Source organism: Sulfurimonas sp. (assembly GCF_023228785.1).
Classification (GTDB): Bacteria; Campylobacterota; Campylobacteria; order Campylobacterales; family Sulfurimonadaceae; genus Sulfurimonas.
The window spans coordinates 1-18,855 of the sequence record NZ_JALOAN010000022.1 but is presented as its reverse complement, the minus strand read 5'-3'; the positions used below and the strand labels follow the sequence as shown (position 1 = coordinate 18,855).

At 36.2% G+C, this 18,855-nt stretch carries 17 protein-coding genes; 6 read left to right on the top strand and 11 right to left on the bottom strand.

The window, feature by feature from the left end:
* Positions 1–28: 28 nt before the first annotated feature.
* Positions 29–1,291, top strand: a complete 1,263-nt coding sequence (gene murA / locus M0Q24_RS07080; RefSeq protein WP_295048856.1) for a UDP-N-acetylglucosamine 1-carboxyvinyltransferase — start codon at positions 29–31, stop codon at positions 1,289–1,291.
* Between the two features lie 2 nt (positions 1,292–1,293).
* On the opposite strand, the gene M0Q24_RS07075 is transcribed toward murA, so the two are convergent.
* From M0Q24_RS07075 to purH, 3 genes are all read right to left on the bottom strand, one after another.
* A complete protein-coding gene (locus M0Q24_RS07075; RefSeq protein ID WP_295048854.1) occupies positions 1,294–1,668 on the bottom strand; it encodes a helix-turn-helix transcriptional regulator in 375 nt (124 codons plus the stop codon).
* A 21-nt stretch (positions 1,669–1,689) separates the two neighbouring features.
* Positions 1,690–2,562 carry a DnaJ C-terminal domain-containing protein gene (locus tag M0Q24_RS07070; protein ID WP_295048852.1) on the bottom strand — a complete coding sequence of 291 codons (873 nt, stop codon included), beginning with the start codon at positions 2,560–2,562 and terminating at the stop codon, positions 1,690–1,692.
* A 219-nt stretch (positions 2,563–2,781) separates the two neighbouring features.
* Positions 2,782–4,320, bottom strand: a complete 1,539-nt coding sequence (purH, locus tag M0Q24_RS07065) for a bifunctional phosphoribosylaminoimidazolecarboxamide formyltransferase/IMP cyclohydrolase (RefSeq protein ID WP_295048850.1) — start codon at positions 4,318–4,320, stop codon at positions 2,782–2,784.
* A gap of 153 nt (positions 4,321–4,473) precedes the next feature.
* Here purH and M0Q24_RS07060 point away from each other — a divergent pair, with 153 nt between their 5' ends.
* On the top strand, positions 4,474–5,436 hold the full coding sequence (locus M0Q24_RS07060) for a 6-phosphofructokinase (RefSeq protein WP_295048848.1): 963 nt from the start codon (positions 4,474–4,476) through the stop codon (positions 5,434–5,436).
* A 10-nt stretch (positions 5,437–5,446) separates the two neighbouring features.
* Here the strand turns inward: M0Q24_RS07060 and purL are convergent, their stop codons facing one another.
* The 3 genes from purL to M0Q24_RS07045 all read right to left on the bottom strand — a co-directional run bounded on the left by purL (position 5,447) and on the right by M0Q24_RS07045 (position 8,608).
* Entirely contained in the window at positions 5,447–7,660 is a 2,214-nt protein-coding gene (purL, locus tag M0Q24_RS07055) for a phosphoribosylformylglycinamidine synthase subunit PurL (RefSeq protein WP_295048846.1), read from the bottom strand.
* Between the two features lie 62 nt (positions 7,661–7,722).
* Positions 7,723–8,250 (bottom strand): transcription elongation factor GreA, encoded by a 528-nt coding sequence (greA, locus tag M0Q24_RS07050; RefSeq protein WP_295048844.1) that lies wholly within the window; start codon positions 8,248–8,250, stop codon positions 7,723–7,725.
* A gap of 31 nt (positions 8,251–8,281) precedes the next feature.
* Positions 8,282–8,608 (bottom strand): hypothetical protein, encoded by a 327-nt coding sequence (locus M0Q24_RS07045; protein ID WP_295048842.1) that lies wholly within the window; start codon positions 8,606–8,608, stop codon positions 8,282–8,284.
* A gap of 99 nt (positions 8,609–8,707) precedes the next feature.
* On the opposite strand from M0Q24_RS07045, the gene M0Q24_RS07040 reads away from it, so the two are divergent.
* The 3 genes from M0Q24_RS07040 to holA are packed head-to-tail and all read left to right on the top strand — an operon-like array spanning position 8,708 to position 12,411.
* Positions 8,708–9,508, top strand: a complete 801-nt coding sequence (locus M0Q24_RS07040; protein WP_295048840.1) for an HDOD domain-containing protein — start codon at positions 8,708–8,710, stop codon at positions 9,506–9,508.
* A 7-nt stretch (positions 9,509–9,515) separates the two neighbouring features.
* Complete coding sequence (locus M0Q24_RS07035; RefSeq protein WP_295048838.1) at positions 9,516–11,462, top strand: ribonuclease R family protein; 1,947 nt, start codon at positions 9,516–9,518, stop codon at positions 11,460–11,462.
* A complete protein-coding gene (gene holA / locus M0Q24_RS07030; protein ID WP_295048836.1) occupies positions 11,449–12,411 on the top strand; it encodes a DNA polymerase III subunit delta in 963 nt (320 codons plus the stop codon). The genes M0Q24_RS07035 and holA overlap by 14 nt, the downstream gene beginning before the upstream one ends.
* A 335-nt stretch (positions 12,412–12,746) precedes the next feature.
* Here the strand turns inward: holA and ilvC are convergent, their stop codons facing one another.
* Positions 12,747–13,769, bottom strand: a complete 1,023-nt coding sequence (gene ilvC / locus M0Q24_RS07025; RefSeq protein ID WP_295048834.1) for a ketol-acid reductoisomerase — start codon at positions 13,767–13,769, stop codon at positions 12,747–12,749.
* A 114-nt stretch (positions 13,770–13,883) separates the two neighbouring features.
* Between ilvC and M0Q24_RS07020 the strand changes: the two genes are divergently transcribed.
* Positions 13,884–14,501 (top strand): hypothetical protein, encoded by a 618-nt coding sequence (locus M0Q24_RS07020; protein ID WP_295048832.1) that lies wholly within the window; start codon positions 13,884–13,886, stop codon positions 14,499–14,501.
* On the opposite strand, the gene ruvX is transcribed toward M0Q24_RS07020, so the two are convergent.
* The 4 genes from ruvX to yidC are packed head-to-tail and all read right to left on the bottom strand — an operon-like array spanning position 14,491 to position 18,802.
* Complete coding sequence (ruvX, locus tag M0Q24_RS07015; RefSeq protein ID WP_295048830.1) at positions 14,491–14,886, bottom strand: Holliday junction resolvase RuvX; 396 nt, start codon at positions 14,884–14,886, stop codon at positions 14,491–14,493. The genes M0Q24_RS07020 and ruvX overlap by 11 nt on opposite strands.
* Position 14,887: 1 nt before the next feature.
* A complete protein-coding gene (gene mnmE, locus M0Q24_RS07010) occupies positions 14,888–16,231 on the bottom strand; it encodes a tRNA uridine-5-carboxymethylaminomethyl(34) synthesis GTPase MnmE (protein WP_295048910.1) in 1,344 nt (447 codons plus the stop codon).
* Positions 16,228–17,139: a Jag N-terminal domain-containing protein gene (locus M0Q24_RS07005; RefSeq protein WP_295048828.1), complete on the bottom strand. Its 912-nt coding sequence runs from the start codon at positions 17,137–17,139 to the stop codon at positions 16,228–16,230. The genes mnmE and M0Q24_RS07005 overlap by 4 nt, the downstream gene beginning before the upstream one ends.
* Entirely contained in the window at positions 17,132–18,802 is a 1,671-nt protein-coding gene (gene yidC / locus M0Q24_RS07000; protein WP_295048826.1) for a membrane protein insertase YidC, read from the bottom strand. Before yidC ends, M0Q24_RS07005 begins: the two co-directional genes overlap by 8 nt.
* Between the last annotated feature and the right edge of the window lie 53 nt (positions 18,803–18,855).

Here is an 18,855-nt window from a genome sequence, read left to right as displayed (position 1 = left end):
TTTCATCAATAAAATATAAAAGATATAAATGGACTATTTACAAATAAAAAGAGTTAAATCTCTAAGTGGAAACATCAAAATCTCAGGTGCTAAAAACGCTTCTCTTCCTTTAATTGCAATGACAATTGTTGCAAAAAATAGCGTAAATATAAAAAATCTGCCTCATGTTGCAGATATAAATACACTCCTAAAACTATTGTCAAATCTTGGTGCATATTGCGAATTTTGTGATGATAGAGTTATTGTTGATACTTCAACTCTCACTCAAACCAAAGCAACATACGACATAGTAAAAACCATGAGAGCATCTATCCTTGTCTTAGGTCCAATTTTAGCCAGATTTGGACATTGTGAGGTCTCTCTTCCAGGTGGTTGTGCCATTGGTCAAAGACCAGTTGATTTGCACTTAAAAGCACTAGAGCAGATGGGGGCGAAGATAAATATAGAAGCTGGATATATTCATGCAATTGCACCAAATGGACTTAAGGGTTGTGAGATTATCTTTGATAAGATAACAGTAACTGGAACTGCAAATATAGTTATGGCTGCAGCCCTTGCATCTGGAGAGACAACTATCGTAAACGCTGCAAGAGAGCCTGAAGTGGTTCAGCTTTGTGAGATTTTAAATGCAAGTGGCGTCAAGATCGAGGGTATCGGAACAGCTGTGTTAAAGATACATGGCACTAATGGAGAGTTAGTAGATATAGAAGAATTCTCAGTTATTCCAGATCGTATAGAAGCTGGAACCTATCTTTGTGCTGGGGCAATAACTAGATCTGAACTTACTCTTACTCATGTTAATTCTCATCATTTAGGCTCAGTATTAGCAAAGCTTGAAGAGATGGGCTCAACTTTTACTATTACACAAGAGACTATAACTATCCATCCATCAAAAGTCATAAAACCTATAAAAATAGTTACACAAGAATATCCTGCATTTCCTACAGATATGCAAGCGCAGTTTCTAGCTCTTGCAACTCAAGCAAAGGGAACTTCTATCATAGAAGAAAAACTTTTTGAAAATAGATTTATGCATGTAAGTGAGCTCCAAAGAATGGGTGCAGATATCTCTTTAAATGGTAATGTAGCAACTATAAATGGCGGTACAAAATTAAGCGGAACGGATGTTATGGCTACAGATCTAAGAGCTTCAAGTGCTCTAGTTTTAGCTGGTTTAGTCGCTGATGGGATCACAAATGTACATAGAATCTACCACTTAGATCGTGGCTATGATGCACTAGAGAAGAAGCTAGAAGCTGTTGGAGCAAATGTAAAGAGATTAAAAGAGTAAAATTACTTAAATATAATCATCTCATAAATGCTTTTTTTAGTTACTAGTGCCTTATCTGGAGATACCGCGTGAGAGTTTTGTGCGCGCGAGACTTTATGTCTTAGATCTAGTATCTCTGATTCCATATCATCTACATTCTCTTTAAGTCTCAGTATAATATCCACACCTGCTAAATTTACACCTAGCTCACGAGTAAGTCTAAGTATAAGTTTGATCTTATCTATATCTCTTTGAGAATATAATCTTATGCGACCATTTGAGCGCGAAGGAGATATGAGATTTTCTCTCTCATACTGCCTTAGAGTTTGCGGATGAATATCTAAAATCTTAGCAACAATGCTTATTAGATAAACTGGTTCATCATACTTATGAATCATATTTTCCCCTTTTTCATATATTTATTCTTTTGGAAGCTTTTCTTTCATAACTTTTACTAGATCTTCGTCTAGATCTTCAATCTTAGGTAGGACTATATTTGCTTCAAGATATAAGTCACCACGAACTTTAGTTTTTCTGTTCATCGCACCCATCTCTTTAACACGAAATCTTTGTCCATTTTTAGTGTTACTAGGAACTTTTAGCTTTATCTCTTTTTCTAGGGTTTGTATAGAGATTTTATCACCAAAAAGAGCAGCTTGAAGAGGGACATCAAAACTTTTAATCAAGTCATCATCTTCTCTTATATAGTCCGGATTTGGAGCTACGCTTATCTTTAAAAACAGATCCCCTGCTCTTCCACCTTGAGCGTGACCTTTGCCTTTTACTCGCATCTTCTCGCCACTTTTTACACCAGCTGGGATCTTGATATCAAATCTCTCCCCATTTACAGATACCGAGTGTGAACCACCAAGGATTGAGACACTAAAAGGGATAGTGACACTTGTCTCAATATCTAGATTTGCTTGTTGCTGCTGCCCTCTAAAGCCATCAAAACTACTAGAGCCTCCAAATCCACCAAAACCACCGCCTCCAGCAAACATCTGACGAAGGATTTCATCCAAATCAGCACTACCACCTGCTTGAGAGCGAGAAAAATCATGGAAATTTTGACCACCAAACATATTATCACCATGTCTATCATACTGCTGTTTTTTCTCTTTATCGCTTAGTATTTCATAAGCAGCATTTATCTCTTTAAATTTATCTTCAGCACCTTTATCTTTGTTTACATCTGGATGATACTGACGAGCAAGCTTTCTATACGCTTTTTTAATCTCGCTCTCGCTCGCATTTTCCGATACTTCAAGAGTCTTGTATAACGATTTAGCCATTTATTTTTTCCTATATTTTGTATTATAATTGTTAGATTAACTAAGCGACAGTATATCATAAGAGTTGAGTGGATGTCAATCAAGGTGTTCATTCAGAGATGCTAAGCACATAAAACGGCTTCATGGTGGGTACCCCAAAATCAGAGATTTTGACCCTTCCACTGCAGGGGTTTTACTTAGCTTAACATCTCTTGGCTTTGGGGCATTAAGAGATAAACCTTAATGTAAAAAGTGTCTAACCTCTGAAAAGTAAAGACTCATGCCAAACTCATCAGCTGCTGCAATGATCTCATCATCACGAATAGATCCACCTGGCTCTATGACACTCTTTACACCAGCCTCTGCTGCTGCATCTATAGAGTCACGAAACGGGAAAAATGCTTCACTCGCAAGTGCAGCTCCAGTTACATCTAGTCCCATCTCCTTAGCTTTTTTAAGTGCACATTGACTTGCATCTACACGACTTGTCATTCCCATACCAACTGCTACCATTGCAGAGTTTTTAACATAAACTACACAGTTTGACTTTGTAAGAGATGCTACTTTATATGCTATCTCCATATCTTTTAACTCGTCTTCACTTGCCGCTTTTTTACTAACAAGCTTTGCATCTCTTACTTCATTGTCATTAACTTTATCTGCATCTTGATATACAAAGCCGCCATCAATATGCTTGAAGTCCTTCTTATCAAGTGCTAAAATTAACTTATCACTCCCTTGCTCAAAAAGCTTGATACGCTTTTTAGATGCAAAAACTTCTTGCGCTTCTTCGGTTATACGACCTGCGATTATAACTTCTAAAAAGATCTCATTCATCTTTAGTGCTAACTCACGAGTCACAACGCCATTAACCGCTACAACTCCACCAAATGCAGAGACTGGGTCACATTTGAGGGCTTCTTCATAAGCTTCGAGTAGTGTATCTTTTATAGCAAATCCGCAGGGATTTCCGTGTTTTGTGATACAAACAGCATTTTCATCGCCAAATGCAGAAGCGATTTTAACAGCACCGCTTAAATCATTAAGGTTGTTAAAACTAGCCTCGCCTTTTAGAGTTTTAAAGTTATCACTGTAGTGTTTGCCAAATTCATACAAAGCACCTTTTTGATGAGGATTTTCTCCATAACGAGTATCCATAACTTTGCTTCCAACTATAAACTGTTTCTTACCAAAGCCACCATTAAAGCGCTCATTCATATAGTTTGCAATCATAGAGTCATAAGCGGCAGTATGCTCATAAGCTTTTATCATGTAAGATCTGCGAAACTCTTTTGTGTTTTTCTCATTCTCTATCGCGTCAATTACCTCATCATAATCAGTTACATCTGTAACAATTATAACGCTATCAAAGTTTTTTGCAGCACTTCTAACCATAGCAGGTCCGCCGATGTCGATGTTTTCTATGATCTCATCAAAATCATCAGTTCTTTGTATAGTCTCTTTAAAAGGATAAAGGTTCACACAGACTAGATCTATAGACTCAACGCCTAACTCTTTTGCTTGGCTGATGTGTGATTCTTTATCACGGCGATATAAAATTCCACCATGAACAAATGGATTTAGAGTCTTTACTCTTCCTTCAAAACACTCTGGAAACTTTGTAACCTCATCGATCTCTATAGCTTTTACACCATTTTCTAGCAGTATCTTATATGTTCCACCTGTTGAGACTATCTCGTAACCATTGCTCACAAGTCTCTTACAAAACTCAACTACGCCACTTTTATCACTAACACTTACTAATGCTCTCTTTGCCAAAAAACTATCCTTTTATCTTCTAATAATACATTTATCGCAATTTTAGCTAAACTATTATTATGAAACTATAAGCTTTGAGTTCAACTCTCTTAAAGAATAGTTTAAATACCCTTTCGTAATTTTGTAGAAGAAAATATTTATAGAGGTTTTAATATGAAAAAAATTGCAATTCTTTGTTCTGGTGGTGATGTATCTGGGATGAATCCTGCACTCAAACACTTTGTAGAGTACTCCATACAAAAAGGTTTGATTCCACATCTAATCTACAACGGATATGAGGGTTTGATCGATGATGAGATAAAAGAGGCTAGCTACTCTGATGTCTCTGGGATTATCAATCGTGGTGGAACAAATATAGGAAGTGCAAGAAGCAAGAGATTTCATGAGAAAAAATATAGAGATATCGCAAAACAAAACCTAGATGCTAGAGGTATTGATATGCTTGTTGCCATGGGTGGTGATGGTTCCTTAAAAGGTCTCGATATCTTTTACCAAGAGAGCGGCATAAAATTTTGCGGTATTCCTGCAACAATTGACAACGATATAAACGGAACTGACTACTCTTTGGGGGTTGACACCGCTCTTAACATCATAAAAGTCTCTATAGATGCCATCAGAGACACTGCATCTTCATTTAGAAGAGCTTTTGTTATAGAGACTATGGGTAGAGATTGTGGCTACTTAGCTCTTGTCTCACATCTCACCTCTGGATCTGAGTTGTGTCTTATTCCTGAAGTTGAGTATGATCTTAAAAAGTATGAAGAAGAGTTCAAAAAACAGATAAAAAATGGCAGAAGATACTTCATAGCTATAGTTTCTGAAGGTATAAAAGATAAGTCATCAGATATTTCACAATGGTTTGAGAATGTTATTGGCATGGAGTCAAAGGTTAGTATCTTAGGTCATGTTCAACGAGGTGGTAACCCTAGCACATATGATAGACTCATGGCTTATAAGTTTGTAAACCACGCTATAGATGGGCTTCTTAGTGGGAACAATAGAAGCGTTATCTGTTATACAAAAAATGGGTTTGAGTTTAAGACTATAGAAGAAGTTACTTCAAAGAAAAAAGAGTTAGATCCAGAGTTAATCTCTTACTTAAAAAATAACTCTTAAGAGAGAGTTTTTAAACTCTCTCTATTACCTTTTTAAAGGTGTTGAAGTAGTTGTCTTGCAACTCTTCTAGGCTCATTAAAACATCGTTAATTTTAATGTTATCTCCGCCAACTACTCCGATTTTCTCACATGCCAAAGACTCATCAAGCATAGCTTCAAAGGCTTCACAATTTTCAGGTTTAACCTCTATAATAGCTCTACTCATAGACTCCGCAAAGATATCTCTACTGTCGCTCACACTCATCTCAACATCGCAACCAAGACCTGAAGTTGCAGCCATTTTAGCAAGTGCAATAGCTACACCACCACTACTCGCATCTTTAGCACATTCAAGTAGATGTTTTTTGTTGGCTTCGATGACTAGATCCCAAAGAGCCAACTCTTTTTTGTAGTCAATACTTGGCATCTCTCCAGCTACTTTGTTAAAAAGTTCTTTCATGTAGAGAGATCCACCAAATTCACTTTTTGACTCACCTACTAAGTAAAGGGCATTGCCCACTCCGCCAAAGCTAGACATAAGAACATTGTTTTGGTCATCGTTTACACCAACTGTTGCGATCGATGGAGTTGGAAAAACAGATACACCATTTGTCTCATTGTAAAGTGAGACATTTCCACCAATAACAGGAGTGCTAAGTTCTAAACACGCCTCTTTTATACCAAGACAAGCTTGTGCAAACTGCCACATAACTTCTGGATTTTGTGGGTTACCAAAGTTCAGACAATCTGTTATCGCTAAAGGTCTAGCTCCGCTCATAGCAACATTTCGCCCAGCTTCTATAGTCGCAGCCGCAGCTCCGGCTTTTGGATCTATGTAGCAGTAACGAACATTACAATCAGCACTCATAGCAAGAGCTTTACCGTTCTCTTTTATGCGGATAACTGAAGCATCGAGCATGCCGCCTTTTTTGATAGTGTTAGTTTGAACCATAGAGTCATACTGACTATAGATCCACGATTTATCTACAACTTCCATAGACTTAGTAAGCTTCTCAAATGCATCTTGGTTTGAAACAGTTTCAAAATCGTTTATAGTTACGCTCTTTAGTTCATCCAAATAAGTTGGACGACTCATAGGGCGGTTTAACTCTGGTGCCTCTTCACTCACTGGATCTACTGGAACCTCAGCCACTTTTTCTCCGTGCCAAAAAAGTTCCATATTTCCAGTATCAGTTACTTCACCAATAACAGCAGCATCAAGATCCCATTTTTCAAAAATATCTATAATAGCTTGTTCAGATCCAGCTTTAGCACAAAGAAGCATACGCTCTTGGGACTCACTAAGCATGAAGTCATAAGGAGTCATGCCCTCTTCACGTGCTGGAACACGGTCAAGATGCATTATCATACCAGCACCCGAGCGACCTGCCATTTCAAAAGATGAAGAGGTAAGTCCAGCTGCACCCATATCTTGTATCCCAACAACATGATCAGTTTTAAAGAGTTCCATACAAGCTTCAAGTAGAAGTTTTTCAGTAAAAGGATCTCCTACTTGAACAGTTGGACGAAGAGATTTTGATTCCTCTGTAAAACTGTCACTACTCATAACAGCTCCACCTAAACCGTCTCTACCAGTTTTTGCACCAACATAAATTACTGGATTGCCAACACCATCAGCGCGACCATAAAATATCTCATCAGTTTTTGCAATACCTAGGTTAAAAGCGTTTACTAAGATGTTGCCGTTATAGCACTCATCAAAACTAACTTCTCCACCAATTGTTGGAACTCCCATACAGTTTCCATAACCACCGATCCCGGCAGTTACTCCGCGAACTAAGTATCTCTGATGAGCTGAAGTTTTATCGTCGTTTAGGATATTTCCAAATCGCAAAGCATTTAGAGATGCAACAGGTCTTGCTCCCATAGTAAAGACATCACGCATAATCCCACCAACACCAGTAGCAGCACCTTGATATGGTTCTATAAAGCTTGGATGGTTATGTGATTCCATCTTAAATACAGCAGCATATCCACCACCAATATCTATAACTCCAGCATTTTCTCCTGGACCTTGAATGACCCATGGAGCTTCTGTAGGAAAGCCTTTTAAGTGTACTTTTGAAGACTTATAAGAGCAGTGTTCACTCCACATCGCAGAGAAGATCCCAAGCTCAACTAAGTTTGGCTCTCTTTTTAAAATCTCTTTTATATGTGCATAATCATCTTGAGAAAGTTTATGATTTGCAAGCTGTGTCTCTATATCTGGTAGTTGTTGGCTCACGGAAGATTCCTAAAAATTGATTTTTAATGGGGGATTATATCTAATTTGTTCTAATAACAATTTTAATGAAAGGCGAAGTCGGTTTTTGTTCTCTTGTTTTTCTTTAGAGAGTAGATATCTTTATACTCTATGCTTAAAATTTCATAGTGTTTTGTCTCATTTGGAAGTTTGACATAGAAGTCATCATCGACCTCTTTTGTAAGCATCGCTTTTGCTAGTGGAGAATTCATTGAGATAAGACCTATCTCTGGCTCACTCTCTACAACTCCGCAGATTGTATAGTGCTCTTGCTTCTGGCTATTAATGTTTAAAACACTTACACTACTTCCAAAACTCACCCTATCGTGATTAAAGAGAGATGGATCTATAATTTGTGCTTTTTGTATCATTGAGTCGAGGAAAAAAAGTCTTTTATCTATAAAACGAAGTTTCTCTTTTGCAGCGTGATAGTCAGCATTTTCGCTTCTATCACCTTGTGCAGCAGCTACAAGTTTTTCTTGTGCAGTTTTTGGTTTTTCGACTTCTAGGAGATACTTAAATTCTTCTGTGAGAAGATCGTAACTCTCTAAAGTCATAGGTTCTCTGGTCATTTTATAAAGAGCCTACTTTTTTTATCATAGCTTAACTCTCAAAACCTAAAATATAATAGGTCTCTTTATTATCAAGTTTGTTTACTCTCACTTTAAACTTGTCGCTAAAGTGCTTAATTTTTTCATGTGCTTCAAGTGCTGACTCTGAACTTGGAGCCTCAACTTTTATCTTAAAATAGTCATTTGAATTTGATAGTGCTACGTAAGAGCCATCAACTTTTAAGTGATCATGAAGATCCATAATATGCTTCTGGATCTTGTCATATCCAATAGTATTTTTCTCGATCTTCTCAAGTTGGCTCAAAAGAGCATTGTTTGGTGCATAACCTAGTTGAGTAAGCATAGCGTCTCTTTGCATGTCAGTCCTTTTGTATGTGATACAAAAATAGTATCACTATATTGTAAATATTAAGTTATAATTGTACCAATAACTTAATTTCAATCAAAGAGAGCATTTATGAATGATGAGATACTAAAAAAAATCAAACAATTACCTCCGCTTCCAGAATCTGCACTACAGATAGAAGCTGTCTATCAAGATCCAGATAGTAGTTTTAACGATATGGTAAAAATTTTAGAAAAAGATCCCCTTTTAACTGCTGACATTTTAAAAGCTGCAAACTCACCACTCTATGGTTTTTCAAGAGAGATAAATGCTATATCTCAAGCTGTAGGACTTTTTGGAATGGGAACAGTTAGAGGTTTTGCACTTGCTAGCATTGTTAAAAAAAGTTTTTCACTAGATCTATCTCCCTACAACATTAACAACGATATGTTTTCAGCACTATCAAAAAAGCAACATGGGCTAACTACCGCATGGTGTTTAAGAAAAGAGAACAAACTTCTTGGAGTTCTCTCTCCAGCTGCCTTTCTTGTAGAAATTGGCAAAGTTTTAATATCTCAACAAATCATAGCTGATGGAAAAGTAGAAGCCTTTAAAGATGCATTAAATGAACTTCAAGATGTTGAAGCTGCTGAGAGAAAAATCATGGGTATTGATACACCAGAAGTAAGCTCATCTATTTTTAAGCACTGGAGATTTGAAGAGGGACTTGTAAATACCATAGCATTTTGTCAAGATCCAGACAAAGCAGAAGAACAAGATAAGAGACCTGCACAGATCTTGCATGTTGTCCGCACAACTGTTCCAATAGACGGCATCGTAACAGATGCAAGTGTAGAAGCTGCAAAAGAGTTGATAAGCAAATATGGGCTTGATATGCCAAGCTTTGAGCAAGCTTTAGAAAACATTAGATAATTCTGCTTTGAAATCTCTTCTAATAAAACTCACTCTAGGTTTGAGTGAGCAAGACATAAGCCCAGACGAACTCCCTCATATAAATAGTTTTTTAACAAAAGGATATATCACTAGAAAAGATAATCTTTACAAATTTAACTCAAAATTTCGTGCTGGAACTCTTGGACTTGTTCAAAATTCAACTGCCTACTTAAATGTCATAGGCGAGAATGTTCGAGATCTCTTCATTGGTGAATCGGACTTAGCAGATGCTAAAGAGGGAGATCTCATCATCGCTCAAAGGCTCTTAGGAGTTAGAGGCACTCCTAGTGCAAAAGTAGCTGAGATCGTTGGTCGTGCTGAGAGTTATAGCATAGCTTATGTAGTTTTAAAACATGAAAGAAAATCATTAGTCAACCTTAAAAACGACCATCCTGTTGGAGTAGAACTTACTCAAGAAGAGTTAGATAAATATGAGATCGATGATGTTTTTAAAGTTAGCAATCAAGAAAACACTATTATGGAGAGACTTGGAAATCTACAAGATCCAAAGGTCGATGAGAAGATAGTTTTAGCACAATATAACAAGCACGATGCCTTTGATGAAGAGGTCTTAAAAATAGCGAGTTCATTTGAAGAAGTAGATGCATCTAAATACCCATCAAGAGTAGATCTGCGAGAACTATCTTTTTGTACTATAGATCCAGTAACTGCAAAAGATTTTGATGATGCCATCTTTTGGGATGATAAAAACTCAACTCTTTATGTCGCTATAGCTGATGTTAGTGAGTATGTAAAACCTTTTGGAGCGATTGATAATGAAGCTATATATAGAAGTTTTAGTATCTATCTTCCACATCGCTCTATCCCTATGCTTCCGCGGGAACTAAGCGAGACTCTCTGCTCGCTCCAACCTAACAAAGATAGACTCTCTTATGTCTTTGAGATGAAGCTAGATCTTGACTCACTTGAAGTTAAACAATCTAAAGTTTATGAAGCCATTATTCATTCAAAGAGAAGATTTGACTATGAAGAGATAGATGCACTATTTGAGGGCAAAACTGATCCAAAAAATGAAGAAGAAAAAGAGATCTTTTCATGGCTGAAAAAACTTCGAGACATAACAGATGCACTCAAGAAAAAGAGATTAAAAGTTGGTTATGACTTTCACTCTAAAGAACTTGAACTCAACATCGATGAAGAGTCAAATATAGTATCAACATCTTATGCAGAGGAGACTCCATCTCACGCTCTTATAGAAGATTGTATGCTTCTAGCTAACAAAGAAGCTGCTGCGAAATACTCTCGTGGGATCTTTAGGATCCACGAAGAACCAAGCCAGGGCAAACTGCAGATCTTGTACCAAGAATTAGCTGGGATTGGAATGTCCATAGACATCAAAAACTCTATGAAAGAGACCATCACAGATATACAAAACCAAGCTAAAGAGATGGATCTAGAATCAGAAGTAGATACTCTCATTATCCGCTCTCAGATGCAAGCAAAATATGCACCGCTTAACTCTGGACACTTTGGACTTGGCTTTGAGGCTTACACACACTTTACATCGCCAATTAGACGCTACTCAGACTTAATAGTCCACAGACTTCTAAAAGCTATTAACAACAATGATACACAAGAAGGCTCTTATGTTTTAAGAAACATTGAGGCACTTACAATGACCATCAGTGAAAAAGAGAGAGAAGCTAGTAGTATCGAAGCTGAATTTGCTCAAAGAAAATTTGCTAGATGGGCGAATGAAAACTTAGAGAAAAATTTCAAAGCTAGAATAACAGCTACAAAACCAGAATACAAAGCTGAGATCTTAGATGAGATTAGTGGAGCTAGACTTCTTATAACTGCTGCAGATAATGCAGTCCTATTTCAAGATGTAGTCGTTTGTATAGATAAAGCAGATATTGCAAAAGCTAAGATCTATGCTCATGTAGTAGAGAGTAGTGATGTACAGAGCTGAATTTGACAAACATCTTCAAAACAACTCTATCTCAAACAGTTTTGTTCTTTTTGGCGAGAGTGCTTTTCTTATAGAGAGTTATGTTGATAGACTCACAAATATAACAGATGCATCTACTTTATCACTTTACCATGATGAGTATGATGCGAAACTCGCAAAAGCTCATCTATCTCAAGCTTCATTATTTAGCGATGTGAATGTTCTCATTATTAAAAGCGAGAAAAAAGTTCCAAAAAAGGATCTAGATGAGTTAGTAGAACTTTGTGAGAAAAACAAAGACAATATATTTGTTTATGCTTACTTTGGAGATGATCATAAATCTTATGGCAATGCTTATAAAAATAAAAGCACAATGTGTGTAAGATTTTTCAATCCAAACCATAATGAAGCACTGCAAATATTACTACAAATCGCAAAAGAAAAAGATGTAAATATAGATAAATATTCTTTAGCTCATCTACTAAATATTCACAACTCTGATATATCTTTAGCTGCAAACGAGATGGATAAATTTCGCGTTTATGACAAAGAGATAACTACAAAAGATATAGACAACCTTGTATCTGGACTTGGCGAGATAAGCTTAGATGACTTTATAAAAAAGATACTCTCAAAAAAAGAGTTCAAAGAAGACTTACTCAACATCCTAGAACACGGCGAAGATGAGATAAGAGTCCTAACTATGATCTGCTCATACATAACACAACTCTATATGTTTAACATATACATTAGAGTAAATGGCAGACCAAACGCGTTAGAGATCCTAGGATATCCAGCTCCTAGTTTTGTGGTAGATGAAAAAGCGGCCCTTAGCTTGAAGATAAAACCAAATACTTACTACAAACTACATAGCTTGCTACTTGATAGTGAACTAAAGATGAAAAGTTCTCATATAGATAAAGGTGCTATTTTGCTCTCCACGCTTATACGAGTTCAGAAGCTACTGTAATTAAAGTTTCGCCATTATTTGGAAGCGAGGTTTCAGTTGGGCTTTAAAAGATATAATAGCTTTGAACCCATGTAGTGCGAAGCTGAAGCATCGCTTCCGAAAATCATGTGAACATTAAAACAATGTTATTTAAAATATGAATTTTGAAAATGAAAAAAAGTGTGTAGTTACAAGGTGCTTGTTGAGGAAACATACTTTAGTATGGTAACGAGATAAATTCATTTATATTTTGATTTTTGGAAAAACTAAAAGAGTGATGTAAATTCAAGGAGTCTAACGATGAAGCGCACTGCTGTGCGTGAAGAGTGTAACGACGCAGAAGTTGCGTCGCTATTTTAGTTTTTATCTTGGTTTACTATCTTATTTGAGCCTATCCACGGCATCATTTCACGAAGTTTATTACCAGTAACAGTAATTAACTTAGTCTTATCGTTATTTCTCTCAGCATTCATACGAGGATAACCAGCTTGACCTTCTAGGATGAAGTCTTTAGCAAATCTACCATCTTGGATCTCTGTTAAGATATCACGCATTGCTTGTTTACTCTCAGCATTAATAACACGCTTACCTGAAACATAGTCACCATACTCAGCAGTGTTAGAAATTGAATATCTCATATCAGCAATACCACCCTCAAACATTAAGTCAACGATTAGTTTAAGTTCATGTAGACACTCAAAGTATGCAAGTTCTGGAGCATAACCAGCTTCAGTTAATGTTTCAAATCCAGCTTGAACAAGTGCAGTTGCACCACCACATAAAACAGCTTGCTCTCCAAAAAGATCAGTCTCAGTCTCATCTTTAAAAGTAGTTTCGATAATCGCAGTTCTACCACCACCAATAGCTGATGCATATGAAAGTGCTAACTCTTTAGTTGTACCTGAAGGATTTTGACCAACAGCGATTAGATCTGGAATACCACCACCACGAACAAATTCACTTCTTACAGTGTGTCCTGGAGCTTTTGGAGCTATCATAGTTACATTTATATCAGATCTTGGAATTATACGACCATAATGGATGTTAAACCCATGACCAAATGCGATTGTAGCACCACTTTTTAAGTTTGGTTCAATCTCATTTTTGTAGATTTCTGATTGGTTTTCATCTGGTAAAAGAATCATAATAACATCAGCTTTTGCAGATGCTTCTGCGATAGTTAAAACTTCAAAATTTTTAGCCTCAGCTTTAGCCCAAGATGAACCACCTTTTCTTAAACCTACACATACCTCAACACCGCTATCTCTTAAGTTTTCAGCGTGAGCGTGTCCTTGAGAACCAAAACCTATCATTGCTACTTTTTTGCTCTTGATAAGTTCGATATTACAATCTTTGTCATAGTAAACATTTAATGCCATTATTTTTCCTTCTCTTAATATTAAGCCTTAGCGCTCAATCATTTTTGCGCATTATACTGAAATAAAGCAAAAACTTTTATAATACTCCTTATATTTACAGATAAAAGGCTTAAAATGAAAAAGTTCAACCTATTTAAAGAGATAATCACAGTAGATAAAAATGCTCTGCTTTGTGCCATAAACTCTTCAAAAAACTTTGCCATTAACATATATGGAGAGATTAAAGAATCACCATTTAATAGTAAAGAGATACTAATCTATCAAGGTAAACCTGAAAAAGTAGAGAAGTTTGAGAGTGTTTTAGGAAAAAACTATCAATTAGTAGAAGATAAAGATAGAGTTTTGATAAAAGCTTTTGCAAATTGGCAAGAACTTATAGGCGTAAATATGCCTCGTGCATCTTATGATGACACAACTGCTGATGGTGTAGCTGAGTTTTCAAACAAGAGTCTTGAAGACATTGGTTGGCATGCTACTGAGTTTAATATCAACTATAGAACCTTAGTTGAAGTCTTAGAAGAGAGATGTAAGGGTATTATTTACTGTATAGAACAAGAAGAACCATACCAGTTTAGCGGACTTGGATTTTTAAGTGATGATGAAGAGGCTAAAGAGGTTTTGTTTAATTATTGTCAAGCTAAAATAAAAGATATGATTGAAAATGATCCTGACTTTAAAAGAGATGAGTTAACTGACGACGAAGAAGAGGCTGCGGAATTTTTTAATCTTTAATGCTGTAGAGATATCTTTGAAGTATTATCATAGCTGAGATGGAGTCTATTCGCCCATCTCGGATCTGCTTGATCTCGCCTCTCATCAAAGTCTGTGCTTCTTTTGAACTTCCAGCTTCATCTTGAAAAAAAACTTCACCCTTAAAATCTACTAAATTCATAAAATGTTCTATTCGTCGCCTCATCTCATCTTCGCTACTTCCACCAAGTGGGATGCCAATGACTACTGCATCCACCTCCCACTCTTTTAAAACTTTTTTAACTTCATCGGATGCCTGATTACGATTTTTTCTTATAATTGCAGGTAGTGGAGTTACTAGATCTTTATGAGCGGAGTAAGCCAAACCAATTCTTTTTAGTCCTAGATCTATAGCGATATACTTCAATCTATTTTCCTAAACAAAAAGAGCCAAACATCTTATCTAGCATCTCATCATTTTCAAACGGTCTGGTTATTGAAGAGATCTCTTTTATAGCCTCATTGAGATGAAAAGAGAAGATCTCTAACTCTTGATCACGCAATGGTTCAAATGCTTCTTCTATGTTACTTAGTGTGTTTTGTACAGCCAAGACTTGTCTTTGAGAGATAAGCATTATCTCATCAGAACTATTACTCTTGTCCATAATAGACTTTAGTACACCTATAAGTGAAGTTACACTCTCTTTTGAGTTTAACTCTAGATCAAATTTTCTCCCTTTAAACTCAAAAAGAGACTCTAGATCTATCTTGTTTTTTACAAATAAAATTTCTTTATCTTTTGTGTTTGTCTCTATCAAAGAGAGTATCTGTTTATCTTCATCGTCCATAACTCTTGAACCATCAAAGAGTGCTATAACAATATCTGAGTCTTGTATTGCTTCTAAAGATCTCTCTATACCTATGCGTTCTATCTCATCGCTTGACTCTCTTATACCTGCAGTATCTACTATGCGAATAAGATGCGAGCCAACTCTTACTTGCTCTTCTATGGTGTCTCTTGTAGTTCCTGCAATATCGCTAACTATAGCTCTGTTGTAGTTAAGTAGTGAGTTTAGCAACGAGCTCTTGCCAACATTTGGTTTTCCAATGATGGCAACTTTAAAGCCTTGCATCAAACCCTCTCGCGATTTTGAAGCTATAAGAGTTGATTGTAGTGAATTTTCAAGTTTGCTGAGTTTACTCTCAATCTGATCTATGAGATCTTGTGGTAGATCTTCTTCTGCATAGTCAATGCTAACTTCTGAGTAGGCAAGTATATGTATCATCTCATCTCTAATGTTTTCTATATACTCTTTTAGTGAGCCTTTCATTTGCCGAGCTAAGATCTTTGCTGCGTCTTCACTTTTTGCTTCAATGAGCCCAGCTATCGCCTCAGCTTCACTTAGATCTATGCGCCCATTAAAGAAAGCTCGTTTAGAAAATTCTCCAGCGGTGGCAAGTCTAGCTCCAGCGTCAAGTGTAGCCTTTAGTATGCTTTGGGCTACTATATAACCACCATGACACTGGATCTCAACTACATCTTCTGCAGTAAAAGAAAACGGAGCTTTAAAGTAAATTATTATCGATTCATCTATAAGAGTGTTTTGCGAGTCATATAGTGTGCTAAGAGTTGCGTATCTTGGAGAAAAGTCTTGTTTTTTGCTTAGTTTTTTTGCAATCTCTAAGGCACAATCACCACTTATGCGGATGATTGCGATAGAACCTATGCCATTAGCTGTAGCTATGGCACTTATTGTTTCAGTCATCATTATGAAGTGTGATAATCATTTATAATGATATATTTGAGTCCATCACGAGTTGAACGGATAGCTACATATTTATCAGGGTAGATCTCTCTTAATTCTCTTAGAGCGATTTGGACTAATACACCATCAAGTATCTTAGTTTGAGCTCTTCCATCTCTCTCAACACTCTCTTTTACCCCGCCCAAATATCTTGATATCGACTCTTCTTGATTTTTCAAGAACTCTGCAATTTCTAGGCGAAGTTGTAGTTGGTATTTTGTGTTTATCCAGTTAAATATCATGTATGAGAGTGCTTTATACCGATAACCCTCTTTACCGATAAGCAAAGCTGCATCTTCACCTTTAAACTCAACTAAAAGTGTATTTTCATCATAAACGCTTACTTCAATCTCATCTATATCAAAACATATTGACTTAAAAAGTTGATTTATATCTTTTTGTACGCTTTTTGCTATCTCTTGATTTGATGGCAAATCATTATTGTCATCATATTCATCATCATAATCTGCAAGATACGAATCTATGTCATCATCGTATTCTTCATCTTGAGTGCTTACAAAAGACTCCGGCATAATTGTATCGTTTATGATAGTTTGACTTACTTTAAATGTTTTAGTTCGCTTTGGTTCTTCTTTGATCTCTTGCTTGATCTCTTGTTTTTTTATCTTAGAAATTTTTTCTTGTTTTTCTTGTTTTATGACTCTATCTAGCTTAACGCTTGTTTCTTTCTCACTTGAGTTAAACTTCTCTTCTTCTTTTATAGCAACTATGATAGCACTCTTTTTAAAGAGTCCTAAAAAGCCTTTGGATGGATACTGAACTACTTCTATTTTAAGCTGTGTAACAGAACACTCCAACGAAGAAGCAGCATCTTTATAAGCTTCTTCTAGAGTTGCAGACTCTATTTTAATCATCTTTTCTTCCATTAGATTTTTTTGAACTTTTTTCTTCTTGCGCTTCTTTATGTTCTACTTTTTTTGCGTGATCACTAACAGCTATCTCTGCTTCTTTAGCATTTTTAAACTGTAAGTTTACGATAGATTGTTGAGCTATTGAGAAGAGGTTATTTACAAACCAGTAAAGAACTAAACCAGATGGGAAAGTTAAGAAAAATAGAGTAAATATAACTGGTAAATACTTAAATACTTTTTCTTGCAATGGATCAGTAAAGTTATTTGGCGTAAGCTTTTGTTGATAGTACATAGATGCACCCATTAAAATAGGTAAAATATAGTACGGATCTTTTAATGAAAGATCACCAACCCACATGATCCAAGGTGCACCTTGTAGTTCAACTGCATTTAAAAGTACGCGGTAGATCGCAAAAAATACTGGGATCTGTAGTAGCATTGGCAAACAACCACCAAGCGGATTTGCATTGTGTTTTTTATACATCTCCATAACTGCAGCATTCATGCGTTGTGGATCGCCTTTATGTTTTGCTTGAAGCTCTTTGATCTTAGGTGAGATCTCTTTGATCTTTTGCATAGAGACCATACCTTTATATGTCAAAGGATACAAAATAGTTCTAATAATCAGAGTAAGGGCTATAATAGACCAACCCCAATTACCAAAGATCCCATGAAGCCATGAAAGGAGTTGAAAAAGAGGCTTTGATGCAAAAGTAAACCAACCATACTCTATAGCGTTTGTAAGAACTGGTTTAATATTTTCTAGAACTTTATACTCTTTTTGACCAACATATCCACTAAAACTCATCTCTTGAAGTGCATCAAAGTAGATCACAGGGTTGTCTTCTCTATCTCTCTCAAGAGTAATTACAGTATCTTTTGCAAAACCATACATTATAGTTGCAGAATACTGATCAAATGCAGAAATCAATTCAACTCCGCTAAAAGTTTTTCTACCCTCAGCATCACCATCTTCTACGATAGTTGCTATTTCATCATCTGTATAGACCATAGCACCAGAAATAGTCATCATCTGCTCTGTTACTTGTGGTCTTTGACCTAGATATATATAGTATCTTTTGTCATCAGATAGAGAAATCTTTGCATCGTAATGTCCATCAGCATAAAAAGTGATCTCTTTTGTAACTGTTAGTGATGATAGTTTTTGAGTTAGTGTAACTTTTTGAGGGCTTCCATCAAGTGCAATTTTCTCTACTGATGCGCTATATGCAACAGTTTTTGATTCATTATCTATCACTTCGTCTAAAAATCTTATATATAGTGGTTTCATTCCAGTTTCTGGGATGAGTTGTGAGTGCCCGCCATCTTTATTGTTAAACTTTGCCTGTAAAAGCTCTTTTGAACTAATGCGACCTAGTGTATCGATTTTTAAGATAAAATTTTTGTGAGTAACTGTTGAAATAGTGTTTGAGCGACCTGCCACTTCGCTAACTTCTTTAGTTATAGAGTGTCCAGTTGTTGGTTCAACTATATCTTGTGAGTTCTCTGTTGTATTTTGATGTTTTAGTTCAACACCTTGCTTTGCTTTTGCCACTTCTTGTTGTGGCTCCTCTGGTGGAAAAATTGCTGTATAAGCTACGAAAAAGATTATAGACGCTGCTACTGCTAGCATAAGTCTTTGATTTGGTGTCATTTTATCTAACACATTCACCCTTTGTAAGAAAAATTTTTTATTATATAAAAGCGGTTTTTTTTATC

Coding starts and splice junctions, on each gene's coding strand:
- murA (WP_295048856.1), top strand. CDS start 29: ATGGACTATTTACAAATAAAAAGAGTTAAATCTCTAAGTGGAAACATC.
- M0Q24_RS07075 (WP_295048854.1), bottom strand. CDS start 1,668: ATGATTCATAAGTATGATGAACCAGTTTATCTAATAAGCATTGTTGCT.
- M0Q24_RS07070 (WP_295048852.1), bottom strand. CDS start 2,562: ATGGCTAAATCGTTATACAAGACTCTTGAAGTATCGGAAAATGCGAGC.
- M0Q24_RS07060 (WP_295048848.1), top strand. CDS start 4,474: ATGAAAAAAATTGCAATTCTTTGTTCTGGTGGTGATGTATCTGGGATG.
- greA (WP_295048844.1), bottom strand. CDS start 8,250: ATGACCAGAGAACCTATGACTTTAGAGAGTTACGATCTTCTCACAGAA.
- M0Q24_RS07045 (WP_295048842.1), bottom strand. CDS start 8,608: ATGCAAAGAGACGCTATGCTTACTCAACTAGGTTATGCACCAAACAAT.
- M0Q24_RS07040 (WP_295048840.1), top strand. CDS start 8,708: ATGAATGATGAGATACTAAAAAAAATCAAACAATTACCTCCGCTTCCA.
- holA (WP_295048836.1), top strand. CDS start 11,449: ATGTACAGAGCTGAATTTGACAAACATCTTCAAAACAACTCTATCTCA.
- ilvC (WP_295048834.1), bottom strand. CDS start 13,769: ATGGCATTAAATGTTTACTATGACAAAGATTGTAATATCGAACTTATC.
- M0Q24_RS07020 (WP_295048832.1), top strand. CDS start 13,884: ATGAAAAAGTTCAACCTATTTAAAGAGATAATCACAGTAGATAAAAAT.
- M0Q24_RS07005 (WP_295048828.1), bottom strand. CDS start 17,139: ATGATTAAAATAGAGTCTGCAACTCTAGAAGAAGCTTATAAAGATGCT.